Raw genomic sequence first — 12,718 nt, forward strand, 5'->3', positions numbered from 1 at the left:
GCATCTTAACTGCGATGATATACAATACTATTCCTATAACTTTTTTAACCTGAGGAGCAGTTAACCTTTTTCTCATAAGATAGTTTCCAAGCAATCCACCAGCTATTGAACCTATGGCGCATAAAACAAGAAGATAAGGGTCTATGTTCCCCACAGAAATATGCCCTAAAAATCCTGAAAAGGAATAAAAAATTACGATAAAACTGTCTATATACCCTGCCAGTCCACCAACCGCAACTCCATAAATAATAAGCTTCTCCCTTTTTTGGGTTTATACCAAAACATCATAGATCCTGCAAAAATAAGAAAACCAACAAAAAGCCATAAAAGCAGGATTCTTGAAAGATGTTCTGCTGTGATAGCACCAACTGGAGAAAACACCGAAGCAAATACTAAAATAGGCAGGGCTGTTTTATAAACCATCACCCCTGAAAAGCCCTCGAAAACCTCTTAGGGCTTAAGCTTTTAGATGTTAATGATCAAAAGGATTATGTATAAACCTATAGACCATTTTACCAGGACGAGAGCCCCCACCCCTTAAAATTTAGACACAATTAATAAAACACTACTTACAAATAATTACGATAAAAATAAGGTCTTTTGAAAATATTTGTATAATTTTGTATATGTTTGTAATTTTTTGTCGTTTATTCTGTAGTAAATCCTTGGATTTTGTTTATTTGTAAATGTAATTTTTATTGGCATGGTTTTCGCACTATCTAATACTAAAAACTGAAAAAATGAAGGAGGTGTAAAGATGATGTTTTCAAAATTTAAAAAGATTGGCTTAGCTATAACCATCGGAACTTTATTGTTTAACGTACAAGAAATAAAAGCAGCAGATCCAGATCAACCTAAAAAAATAACAGGAAGTCTTTCTGGAGGAGTTTTTAACCAGTATGTATTTCGTGGTTATGAACTTAGTTCGGATAGTCTGGTTATTCAGCCTTCTATTACCCTTTCTTACGGTGGTTTTTCGGTTAATTATTGGGGCAATTTAGATACCCACGAAAATCCTACCCAAAGTTTTAATCCAGATAGACCAAACAAAAAAAGCTTTAACGAGCACGACATAACAGTCAGTTATACCTATAACAGAAACAAACTTTCTTTAACCGGAGGCTATATCTATTATGGAACTAAATATACTGAAGAAACCGAAGAGATTTTTTTAAGCGCAAGCTATGATATGTTTATTAAACCAACGATAACTATTTATAGAGATATCGCCACCTATCCCGGTACTTATGTTAATTTTAGTCTTTCCTATACTAAAAACTTATATAAAAATATTAATCTTGACTTAGCAGCTGGGTTTGGTTATTTCAAGGGGGATAGCAACTACTGGAGGACTTATGAAAAAAACACCCACGATTATACAGGAAAAAAATATGCGGGGTTTCATGATGGAAAAATACAAGCGATAGTTAGCATTCCACTCACTAAAAACTTTATGATACAACCAACGGTTCAATACTGGTTCCCTCTTTCAAACAAAGCCCAAAAAAAAGTAGAAGGCAAGTCTTATAACCCTAACGGACATCTTGATAATACTTGGTTAGCAGGAGTTAATTTTACTTTAAATTTTTAAATAACAAACACTAAAAATAGGAGGGGTAGAAATGACAAAAAAATTTATGGAGCAAATCTTAAATTTTTTAGCATTTTCTTGGATGATGGTTTTAGTCTATTCGAAAGATGTTTTAGCTGATCAAACATCTCAACCAAAACTTGACACAGGAGACACTGCCTGGATGCTTATTTCTTCAGCTTTAGTTATGTTTATGACAATTCCTGGCCTTGCCCTTTTTTATGGAGGCCTTGCTAAAAAAAAGGATGTACTAAACACCATAGCCATGAGCTTTGTTGCCTATTGCATCGTAAGTTTATTATGGGTGATATATGGGTATAGTTTAAGTTTTTCTGGTGATATAAAAGGCATGATAGGAAATTTTGATAAAATCTTATTAAAAGGAATCAGTATTGATTCTCTCCAAGGAACGATACCAGAGGTACTTTTTTGCATGTATCAACTTACGTTTGCCGGGATAACAGTTGCTTTGATAAGTGGAGCTTATATAGAAAGAATAAAGTTTTCAGCATGGATTATTTTTTCTGTTTTATGGATGAGCCTTGTTTATATACCGGTAGCTCATTGGGTATGGGGAGGAGGATTTCTTTCTAAATTAGGAGCCCTTGATTTTGCAGGAGGAACTGTGGTTCATGTTAACGCTGGGATAGCTGCTTTGGTAGGAGCTTTAATCCTTGGGAAAAGAAAGAAGAATTATCTTCTCCCTAACAACTTAACCTTAGTGGTGATAGGTAGTGGAATCTTATGGTTTGGATGGTTTGGATTTAACGGAGGAAGTGCTGTAGCCTCAAATGGGCTTGCAGCCCAAGCATTTCTTAATACAAACCTCGCCTGTGCTGTAGCAGCCCTTGCCTGGATGGTTACAGAATGGATGATTACTAAAAAACCTACCCTACTTGGGATTGCCTCCGGGATAGTAGCTGGTTTGGTAGCCATAACTCCAGCAGCTGGATTTGTTAACGTGTTTGGGGCTATGGTCATTGGAATCTTAGCAGGAGGTCTATCATTTTTTAGTGTTACAGCGATGAAATCAAAATTGGGATATGATGATGCTCTTGATGTATTTGGAATTCATGGGGTAGCAGGAATTATCGGTGCTATTCTGACTGGAGTTTTTGCAGACCCATCTATCAATGAACTTGGGAAGGGATTACTTTATGGAAACCCTAACCAAGTTCTTATACAGATCCTTGCAGTATTAATTACCATAGTTTATACTGCCCTTATGACTGGTATAATATTCCTGGTCATCAGACTTTTCATGAAAATTAGGGTTTCAGATGAAGAGGAAACTACAGGACTTGATTCTACCCAACATGGAGAAAAGGCTTATAATTTTTAATAACTAACTAAAAACTTAAAAGGAGGGCAAGATGAAAAAAATAGAAGCTATAATAAAGCAAGTTAAACTCGAAGAGGTAAAAGATGCCCTGGTTATGGCTGGAATACAAGGTATGACCATCACAGAAGTTCAAGGTTTTGGAAGACAAAAAGGACATGTAGAATTATACAGAGGTTCTGAAGTAGAGATACTCTTTGTTCCAAAGATAAAAATAGAATTGGTGGTTCCTGATTCTTTGGTAGAAAAGGTAGTGCAAACCATTTTAGAAAAAGCTTATACCGGGACCGTAGGAGATGGAAAAATCTTTATCATACCTGTAGAAGAAGCTATAAGGATCAGAACCAAAGAAAAAGGAGAAAAAGCCATTTAAGGGAAAAGATGATGATAGCTATCATAAAAAATGTAAAAGAAGAAGGGCCTGGAAGTATAGAGACCTATCTAAAAAAATACCGGATCCCTTATAAAATCTTTGAAGCTCAAGAAGGAGAACTACCTTTCAGTTTAGAAGATTACACCGGGTTAATTGTAATGGGTGGGCCGATGGGAGTATATGAAATGGAGCAATACCCCTATTTAAGGGGTGTTGCTCAAATTATAGAAAAAGCAATCAATAAAAACTTAAAAGTCCTTGGGATCTGTCTTGGAGCTCAGTTGATAGCTCATGTTCTCGGGGCTAAAGTTTTTAAAGGACCTGAAGAAGAAATCGGTTGGTTTGAGGTTGAATTGACTCCAAAAGGTTTAGAAGATCCTTTGATGCTTTCTTTAGCTACACATCCTGCCACAGGCCAAATTTCTAAGAAATTTAAAGTATTCCAGTGGCATGGAGATACTTTTGACCTCCCCTCAGGGGCTATCCATCTTGCAAGATCAACTCTTTATGAAAACCAAGCTTTTAAATTTGATCAAAAGGTTTATGCCCTTCAATTTCATGTAGAAGTAACCAAAGATATACTTACCCAATGGTTTAATGAACATCCTTTCAAGAATCTTATACTTAGAGAATCAGAAGAAATCTATAGAGAATACTCTTTAAGGGCAAAAAGATTTTATGACAAATTCTTTACCCTTTAAAAAGGTTGGTCAGATGATCCCATACTTATGAAGACGATAGTTTAGCTGTCTTCTTGTCATCCCTAAAAGTTTGGCTGCTTGGGTTTGATTAAACTTACAAGCTTTAAGTGCTGAGATGATCCTTTGTTTCTCCTCTTCCTCTATTTGTTGTTTGAGGTTGATAGCTTGTAAGGAACTTTCTTGAACATCAGATTTAGGTTGACTTATTTGACAAGATTTAAAAACTTCAGGTAGATGTTCTGGAATAATCAATTCATCATCAGAGAGTATTACCATACTTTCAAGAGTATTCTCGAGTTCTCTTACATTACCTGGCCAAGGATATTCTAAAAAAATTTTTAAAACTTCTTTAGAAATTTTTACTGATTTTTGATATTTTTGGTTTAGTTGATTTAAAAAATGTTCGATTAAAACCACTATATCTTCTTTTCTTTCCCTTAAAGGAGGTATGTATATGTTTACTACGTTTATTCTAAAGTACAGATCCTCTCTAAACTTACCCTGGCTGATAAGCTCTTTCAAGTTTTTATGGGTTGCTGAAATCAAACGAAAATCTACCTTTATTGATTTAGTTCCTCCTAATCTTTCAAAGGTATGCTCCTGTAAAACCCTTAACAACTTAGCTTGAAGAGATAAAGGAAGGTCTCCGATTTCATCTAAAAATAGAGTCCCTCCGTTAACCAACTCAAATTTTCCAGGCTTAGAGGTAAAAGCTCCGGTAAAAGCCCCTTTTTCATAACCAAAAAGCTCTGCCTCTAATAAATTTTCTGGGATAGCCGCACAATTTATGGCTATAAAAGGTTTGTCTGCTCTATCGCTGTTAAAGTGGATGGCTTTAGCTATTAACTCTTTTCCGGTACCACTTTCTCCCTGAATTAAAACTGGAGCCTTGGTAGAGGAGATTTTTTCACATATCTTTATTATCTGTCTCATCTGTTCTGAAGAATATACAAGATTGTAAAACTGATATTTTTTCTTTACCTCTTTTTCAAAAAATTCTCTTTTCTTTTTCTCCTCATAGAGTAAGTTGTAAATCTTTATTATCTGAGCAAAGAGTGTGGCTAAAATTTCTAAAACCCTTAGGTCTTCAGCAAAATCTGTATTTACATCAAATATCCTGTCAACCGATAAAACCCCAAAGATTTCATCTCCTAACTTGATGGGAACACATAAAAAAGAAATTTTGTCTTTTTTAACCCTGGCCCCTGTTTTATTTAAAAACATAGGTTCTTCACCTATGTTTGGTACAATCATAGGTTGTCCTGATTCAAAAACCTTACCTACAATACCTTCTCCAATTTTGTAACGTCCTCTTCTAATCTGTTCTTCTGTAAGTCCATAGGCTACAACTATTTTTAGCTCATTAACAGCTGAATCAAAAAGCGTAACTGTACCCCTTGTTAAATATAGGTCTTCTGCAAGTATTTGTAGAGCATTTTTTAGGTTTTCTAAAACGTTTAAAGATGAGCTTAAAACTTTACTAACTTTAAACAGAGTAAAAAGTTCTTGGTAAGCTCGTTCTTTTTGACTTTTTGATATCATTTTTCATTTTCCCAAACTATGTTTTTACAACAAAAAATTATAACTACCTTTAAAAACTTATCAAGTTTACCAAAAACCTATGTAAAACTTTTCTATATAAGGATTTGATTGAACCATAAGTTACACAATTTTACAAAAATTTACTTTAATGCACTTTTTGGTTTATATCGAACCTTTTTATCTAAACTGTATATCCAGGCTTTAATAGGCATACAAATTGCTTCAAATTTTGAAACAACCTTGATGGAGGAGGTAAAAGATGCTAAACAAACCCAGAGACAAAAAAGATGTGATGGAACTTATCAAAGCTCATGATGTAATGTTTGTAAAGCTCTGGTTTACCGATGTATTAGGTCAACTAAAAAGTTTTACCATCCACGTAGATGAATTAGAGGTTGCCTTTGAGGAAGGGATGGGATTTGACGGTTCTTCTATCCAGGGGTTTGCAAGGATTGATGAATCAGATATGGTGGCTATTCCAGACCCAACGACTTTTATCATTCTTCCTTGGAGACCTAAAGAAAAAACTGTAGCAAGGATGTTTTGCGATATCTATGAACCAGATGGTAGTCCTTATAAAGGAGACCCAAGGTATGTGTTAAAGAAAGCGTTAGAAAAAATGCAAGAAATGGGTTTTACAAATTTTTTTGTAGGACCTGAGTTAGAGTTTTTCTACTTTAAATCACCTAATAATCCTGAAATTTTGGATCAGGGGGGATACTTTGATTATTCCTTAGATGCTGCTGAAGACCTAAGAAGAGATACCATTTTGGCTTTAGAAGCCATGGGGATTAGGGTTGAGTATTCTCATCATGAGGTGGCTCCTTCTCAACACGAAATAGACTTAAGGTATGCCAACGCTTTAGACATGGCAGATATCGTTATGACTTACAAGGTTACTGTTAAAGAAATAGCTCAAAAATATGGAGTTTATGCTACTTTTATGCCTAAACCTATATTTGGGGTAAACGGAAGCGGTATGCATACCCACCAATCTCTTTTCATTGGAGATAAAAATGCCTTTTTTGACCCCCAAGACCCATATCATCTTTCTGATATTGCCAAACAATATACCGCCGGAATACTTAATCATATTAAAGAAATCACCTTGGTGCTAAATCAATGGGTAAACTCTTATAAAAGACTGGTTCCTGGATATGAAGCCCCTGTTTATATCTGTTGGGCAAGAAGAAATAGGTCTGCCTTAATTAGGGTTCCTATGTATAAACCAGGAAAAGAGAAAGCTACCAGGATTGAACTTAGGTCTCCTGACCCAGGATGTAATCCATATTTAGCGTTTGCAGCCATGCTTTGGGCAGGATTAAAGGGAATTCAAAATAAATACACATTACCAGAACCTGTAGAACTCGATGTATACCATCTAACTCCTGAAGAAAGAAAAAAGTTAGGTATAAAAGAGTTGCCCGGAAGCTTGTATGAGGCCATAGAGGAGGCAGAAAAAGGTACGGTGTTAAGGGAGGTTTTAGGTGAACACATCTATAATCAGCTTATCACAAACAAAAAATTAGAATGGGATGATTACAGAATAAGGGTTTTTGAATACGAAATAGAAAAATACCTGCCAGTCCTTTAAAGATGAATGATTTTAAAAAGCCCCTTTCTCGGGGGCTTTTAAAAATTAAACCTGTTAAAGTTGTTCTTAAGGAATTTATCGACCTTCCTTATTTGAATACGATATTGGGTAAACTGGAAAAACTGTATGCTTCTAAAATTCCCCTTCTTTTGTGGGGAGAAAGAGGAGTTGGAAAATCTTCTATAGCTAAATTAGTCCACCATTCAGTAAATAAAAGCCATCCTTTCTTTTATTTAGACTGTTTAGAATGTTCTCATAAAGAAGAAATACTTAAAGAGTTTTATCTTCTGCAAAATCAAAATGGAACTATATTTTTAAAACACTTAGAGGCCTTTCCAGAAGAACTTTTAAGGAATTTACTTAAATTTATTTTATATAACTCTCAAATAAAAATCATAGCCTCATCTTCTACTTCAGAAATTCAGTCAGACACAATTAAAACTTACTTTTATATCTTTCAGGTTCTACCTTTAAGAGAAAGAAAAGATGATATTCCTGTTCTTTTATCTCATTTTTTAAATAAATTTAACCGTATATACAACAAAAAAATTTCCTTTCATCCTTCAACTATAGAAATATTAAAAGAATATCCTTGGCCTGATAACATATTAGAAATCCAAAATTTAGTAGAAAGACTGGTAATTTTTAAAAATAAAAAAATATATCCAAGAGACATTTTTGGTTTTTTAGGTCTTAACTTTCAACAAAAATTAACAAAATTGTAAAAAATTGTATATATATGTAGATTTAGGTTTAAGATATGGCGTTATAAAGCGCTAAAAATTGGGTATGCTTTTTGATCATATTTTTGAAGCTTTAAAAAGTTTTTATAAAAGGGTGAAAAATGAAGCCGATTAACTTTTCTAGTTTTTATCCAGATTTTTATGTAGAACGCTTAGAAAATAAATGTATAAAATGTAAAATCTGTATCAAAGAGTGCACCTATGAGGTGCATACCTGGGATGAAAAAAAGAAAATTCTCAAAGAAGACCATAGTAAATGTGTGGGATGTCATAGATGTGAAGCTATGTGTCCAACTAATGCTATCATAATTAAAAGACATCCTTCTCAATTTAGAGAACATCATCTATGGAATCCTTATTTTATAAAAAACATATACAAGCAGGCAGATAAAGGTGGTGTTTTACTCTCTTCTACTGGATGTGATTTACCTTTAAAGATATATTTTGACCATCTTGTCATCGATGCATGTCAGGTTACCAACCCACCTATAGACCCTTTAAGAGAACCTATGGAACTTCGTACCTACATAGGGTCAAAACCCGAAAAATTAGAGGTAGAAAAAACAGAAACAGGATATAAGCTAAAAAAAGCTTTACCTCCTTTAATAAAGTTAGAAATGCCTATAATATTTGCTGGTATGTCTTACGGAGCTATAAGTCTTCATATTCATCAAGGGTTGGCGCGTGCAGCTAAGGAGTTAGGAATTCTTTACAACACCGGTGAAGGGGGGTTGCATTCTTCTTTGTATGAATACAAAGACCATACAATAGTCCAGTGTGCTTCTGGAAGGTTTGGGGTAAATGTAGATTATCTTAATGCTGGAGTAGCCATTGAAATAAAAATAGGTCAGGGAGCCAAACCTGGTATAGGGGGACATCTTCCGGGAGAAAAGGTTAACGAAGAAATATCTAAAACCAGGATGATACCTTTAGGGACTGATGCTCTATCCCCAGCCCCACATCATGATATTTATTCAATAGAGGATTTGAGAGGCCTTATATATGCCTTAAAAGAGGCTACTGAGTATAAGAAGCCAGTGTTTGTAAAGGTAGCTGCGGTGAACAACATCGCGGCTATAGCTTCTGGGATAGTAAGGGCTGGAGCCGATGCGGTAGTTATAGATGGGATAAGAGGAGGTACCGGTGCTGCTCCAACTATGTTTAGGCAATATGTAGGAATTCCTATAGAACTTGCTATTTCCGCTGTAGATAAACGATTAAGAGAAGAAGGAATCAGACATAAAACCACATTAATCGCCTCTGGAGGTATTCGTTGTAGTGCTGATGTGGTGAAAGCCATCGCGTTAGGTGCAGACGTGGTAGCAATAGGAACCCCTCTTCTGATTGCTGTAGGATGTACCCTCTGTCAAAGATGTTATACAGGAAAATGTCCTTGGGGTATAGCTACCAATAATCCTGAGCTTATCAAAAGGCTTCCACCAGAAGTAGTCTACGAGAAGGTATATAACCTTATGAATGCATGGAGAAGCGAAATCAAAGAAATGCTTGGAGCTATGGGATTAAATTCGATAGAAAGTTTAAGAAGCAATCGAGACAAATTGAGGGCTATAGGGTTAACTAAAGAAGAAATGGAAATCCTTGAAGTAAAACATGCAGGAGAATAAAAGAAGAAAGGGGTTTAGGAATGTGGGAATTTATTTTTAAAGATAATAAGGATATCTCTGGTTGTGGGGTGTCTGGGATAATAAATGTTAAAGGTAGTTTAATTCCAGGAGACCTAATAATAAAATCTATAACCTGCCAAGAAGAAAGAGGAAATGGTCTTGGAGCAGGGTTTGCTGGTTATGGTATCTATCCTGATTTTAAAGAATTTTACGCCCTACATGTAATGGCTGAAGATAAAAATTCTTTAGAAAGATTTGAAAGGTTTCTTTTTCAACAAGTCAAAGCTATATATCATGAACCTATTCCTACTAGAAAAGTAAAAACTATAAAAAATCCTCCTATTTTTAAAAGATACTTTGTTAAACTTGAACTGGAAGAACAACTTCCAACAGAAGAAGAGGAAAACAAATTAATAGAAATGGTAATGTATATCAACGCTAACCTGAATGGTGTGTATATACTTTCTTCTGGTAAGAATATGGGTGTTTTCAAAGGTGTAGGGTTTCCTGAAGAAATAGCAGAATTTTTCAAAATAGATGAATATCAAGCCTACATATGGACAGCTCATAATCGTTTTCCCACAAACACTCCTGGTTGGTGGGGAGGGGCACACCCATTCAGTCTTCTTGACTGGTCAATCGTTCATAACGGGGAAATCTCAAGCTATGGGACAAACAAAAGATACTTAGAACTGTTTGGATATAAATGTACTTTGCTTACCGATACTGAGGTAGTAACCTATCTTTTAGATTTGCTTATAAGAAGACATAAACAGCCTATCAAGTTAGCATGCACTGCTTTAGCACCACCTTTTTGGATGGAGATAGAACGATTAGAGGAAGAGGAAAAAAATTTACTCGAAGCTTTAAGGATAGTTTATGGAGGGGCTCTGTTAAATGGACCTTTTGCTATTATTTTTGCATATAATGGTGGAATAGTAGGACTAACAGATAGAGTTAAACTTAGACCTTTAGTAGTAGCTAAATTTGAAGACTTTTATTACTTAGCAAGCGAAGAAGCTGCCATAAGAACTATCTGCCCTAATCCAGAGTTAATATGGTATCCTAAGGCTGGAGAACCTGTAATCATAGAAATGCCAATGGGTACTATCCCTAATCAAAAAAGTTATGCCTAAAACTTAAAGTAGGAGGAAGTCCTGAATGAGCGTTATTTTAAACGTGGAAAATTGGAGTTATACCAAAGTTAATCAATATTTACGTGAAAAAATATTAGAAGGAGAAACAGAATTTGAACTACATGGAGTAAATGGCCATAGATATTTGTTTGCAGGTATAAAACAAAAAATCAAGGCTAAAATTTTGGGTGTCCCGGGACTTGATTTAGGTTGTTTTATGAGTGGACCTGAAATATACGTTTATGGTAACGTTCAAGATGCCTGTGGTAATACCATGGAAGAAGGTAAAATTGTTGTATATGGTATGGCAGGAGATGTTATAGGCTATAGTATGAGAGGAGGAAAAATTTTCATCAAAGGAGATGTTGGTTATCGTGTAGGAATTCACATGAAAGCCTATCAAGATAAACACCCTGTAATCATAATAGGTGGAAAAACTGGAGATTTTTTGGGTGAATACATGGCAGGAGGAACTATCATCGTATTAGGCTTACTCTCTCAACATCCAGAAAAACCTATAACCGGAAAATTCCTGGGTACAGGAATGCATGGAGGAGTTATCTACATAAGAGGTGAATTAGACCCGTTTTTTCTTGGGAAAAATCTTAAAATTTCTCCTATAAACGAAGAGGATCTAACATATCTTAAAACAATTTTAACAGAATATTGTGCCGACATGGATGAAAACTTAGAATCTATAATAAACGATAGGTTTTCAAAAATAACCCCTGTTTCACATAGGCCTTATGGTAATCTTTATGCCTACTAAAACTATAAAACTTGTTATAGCAAGGTTTATAAAAAATTATTTATAAAATTTTAACTTTTGTTTTTAAGTTTCTAAGTATTTTTATTCTTAACAATAAGGCTAATTTTTGTTTCTAACTCTTTATATATTTTTCTTTTTAAGAATAAGGCTACGTTAACTAAACTAATTAAGATCGGAACTTCTAATAAAGGTCCTATAACGGTAGCAAAAGCTTGTTCACTCCCTATCCCCCATATGGCTACTGCCACCGCAATCGCAAGTTCAAAGTCGTTACTTGCTGCAGTAAAAGCAACAGCAGTTGCTTTAGGATAACCGACCTTTAGTTTAAAAGCCATTAAAAAAGTTACAAACCACATAAAGAGAAAATAAATACAAAGGGGAATAGCCACCCTTATAACATGTAAAGGTAGTTCAACTATATACTGCCCTTTTAAAGAAAACATCACAACTATGGTGAATAACAAAGCAATCGGGGTTAGATAACTTATTTTAGGTGCCAACACTTTTTCAAACCATTCTCTTCCTTTTAAAACAAAGCTAACATAACGAGTAAGAATTCCTGCTATGAAAGGAATCCCTAAATAAATAAAAACAGTTTTTGCTGCCTCTGGAATTGAAACCTCCGCTTCTATCATACCAAACCCTAACCATTTAAGTCCAACTGTTATAAAAAAATAAATATATGCAGCATAAAAAAGAATTTGAAATATAGCATTAAAAGCTACTAATCCTACAGCAAGTTCTCTATCTCCTTCTGCCAACTCATTCCAAACTATTACCATAGCTATACATCTTGCAAGCCCTACCAAAATCACTCCTATCATATAACCAGGATAATCGTGAAGCAACAAAACAGCAAGTATCCACATAACGATAGGCCCAACAATCCAGTTTTGGATCAAAGAAAGAACAAGAAGTTTTTTATTCTTAAAAACTTTCCCCATTTCCTCGTATTTAACCTTAGCAAGAGGAGGATACATCATAAGGATAAGTCCTATAGCTATCGGAAGAGAGGTCGTTCCAATGCTTAATGAACTGATGGTATAAGCTATTTCTGGATATATATAACCTAACCCTATTCCTAAAATCATAGCTAAAAAGATCCATAAAGTAAGAAATCGTTCTAAAATACCCAATTTTTTTCTGGAACTCATACTTTATCCTCCAAAAGCTATTTTTATGTAAGGTTTTACTTAAACAATAAATCCCAAAGCATCTTAACTGCGATGATATACAATACTATTCCTATAACTTTTTTAACCTGAGGAGCAGTTAACCTTTTTCTCATAAGATAGTTTCCAAGCA

At 34.8% G+C, this 12,718-nt stretch carries 12 protein-coding genes and 1 pseudogene; 9 read left to right on the forward strand and 4 right to left on the reverse strand.

What is annotated here, in order from left to right:
* Positions 1-154 (reverse strand): annotated as a pseudogene (locus H529_RS12210) (sulfite exporter TauE/SafE family protein); the annotation flags it as partial.
* 53 nt (positions 155-207) lie between these two features.
* Entirely contained in the window at positions 208-423 is a 216-nt protein-coding gene (locus H529_RS11740) for a hypothetical protein (RefSeq protein WP_022856150.1), read from the reverse strand.
* Positions 424-757: 334 nt separating this feature from the next.
* Here H529_RS11740 and H529_RS0108910 point away from each other — a divergent pair, with 334 nt between their 5' ends.
* The 4 genes from H529_RS0108910 to H529_RS10790 all read left to right on the forward strand — a co-directional run bounded on the left by H529_RS0108910 (position 758) and on the right by H529_RS10790 (position 4,004).
* Positions 758-1,591: a TorF family putative porin gene (locus H529_RS0108910; RefSeq protein WP_022856151.1), complete on the forward strand. Its 834-nt coding sequence runs from the start codon at positions 758-760 to the stop codon at positions 1,589-1,591.
* Positions 1,592-1,673: 82 nt separating this feature from the next.
* Positions 1,674-2,933 carry an ammonium transporter gene (locus tag H529_RS0108915; RefSeq protein ID WP_422821912.1) on the forward strand — a complete coding sequence of 420 codons (1,260 nt, stop codon included), beginning with the start codon at positions 1,674-1,676 and terminating at the stop codon, positions 2,931-2,933.
* Between the two features lie 31 nt (positions 2,934-2,964).
* Complete coding sequence (locus H529_RS0108920; RefSeq protein WP_022856153.1) at positions 2,965-3,303, forward strand: P-II family nitrogen regulator; 339 nt, start codon at positions 2,965-2,967, stop codon at positions 3,301-3,303.
* Between the two features lie 8 nt (positions 3,304-3,311).
* Positions 3,312-4,004, forward strand: a complete 693-nt coding sequence (locus H529_RS10790; RefSeq protein WP_022856154.1) for a type 1 glutamine amidotransferase — start codon at positions 3,312-3,314, stop codon at positions 4,002-4,004.
* A 9-nt stretch (positions 4,005-4,013) separates the two neighbouring features.
* Here H529_RS10790 and H529_RS0108930 read toward each other — a convergent pair whose 3' ends face one another.
* On the reverse strand, positions 4,014-5,546 hold the full coding sequence (locus H529_RS0108930) for a sigma-54 interaction domain-containing protein (RefSeq protein WP_022856155.1): 1,533 nt from the start codon (positions 5,544-5,546) through the stop codon (positions 4,014-4,016).
* 259 nt (positions 5,547-5,805) lie between these two features.
* On the opposite strand from H529_RS0108930, the gene H529_RS0108935 reads away from it, so the two are divergent.
* The 5 genes from H529_RS0108935 to H529_RS0108955 all read left to right on the forward strand — a co-directional run bounded on the left by H529_RS0108935 (position 5,806) and on the right by H529_RS0108955 (position 11,413).
* Positions 5,806-7,140 (forward strand): glutamine synthetase family protein, encoded by a 1,335-nt coding sequence (locus tag H529_RS0108935; RefSeq protein ID WP_022856156.1) that lies wholly within the window; start codon positions 5,806-5,808, stop codon positions 7,138-7,140.
* Between the two features lie 2 nt (positions 7,141-7,142).
* Positions 7,143-7,865 (forward strand): AAA-type ATPase lid domain-containing protein, encoded by a 723-nt coding sequence (locus H529_RS0108940; RefSeq protein WP_022856157.1) that lies wholly within the window; start codon positions 7,143-7,145, stop codon positions 7,863-7,865.
* Positions 7,866-7,984: 119 nt separating this feature from the next.
* Positions 7,985-9,508, forward strand: a complete 1,524-nt coding sequence (locus H529_RS0108945) for a glutamate synthase-related protein (protein ID WP_022856158.1) — start codon at positions 7,985-7,987, stop codon at positions 9,506-9,508.
* 20 nt (positions 9,509-9,528) lie between these two features.
* The gene (locus tag H529_RS0108950) at positions 9,529-10,644 is read left to right on the forward strand and encodes a class II glutamine amidotransferase (RefSeq protein WP_022856159.1); all 1,116 of its coding nucleotides are present in this window, start codon (positions 9,529-9,531) and stop codon (positions 10,642-10,644) included.
* Positions 10,645-10,669: 25 nt separating this feature from the next.
* The gene (locus tag H529_RS0108955) at positions 10,670-11,413 is read left to right on the forward strand and encodes a GltB/FmdC/FwdC-like GXGXG domain-containing protein (protein ID WP_022856160.1); all 744 of its coding nucleotides are present in this window, start codon (positions 10,670-10,672) and stop codon (positions 11,411-11,413) included.
* 71 nt (positions 11,414-11,484) lie between these two features.
* Here H529_RS0108955 and arsB read toward each other — a convergent pair whose 3' ends face one another.
* Positions 11,485-12,567, reverse strand: a complete 1,083-nt coding sequence (arsB, locus tag H529_RS10795) for an ACR3 family arsenite efflux transporter (RefSeq protein WP_022856161.1) — start codon at positions 12,565-12,567, stop codon at positions 11,485-11,487.
* Positions 12,568-12,718 lie beyond the last annotated feature (151 nt).

Source organism: Thermodesulfobacterium thermophilum DSM 1276 (genome assembly GCF_000421605.1).
Classification (GTDB): domain Bacteria; phylum Desulfobacterota; class Thermodesulfobacteria; order Thermodesulfobacteriales; family Thermodesulfobacteriaceae; genus Thermodesulfobacterium; species Thermodesulfobacterium thermophilum.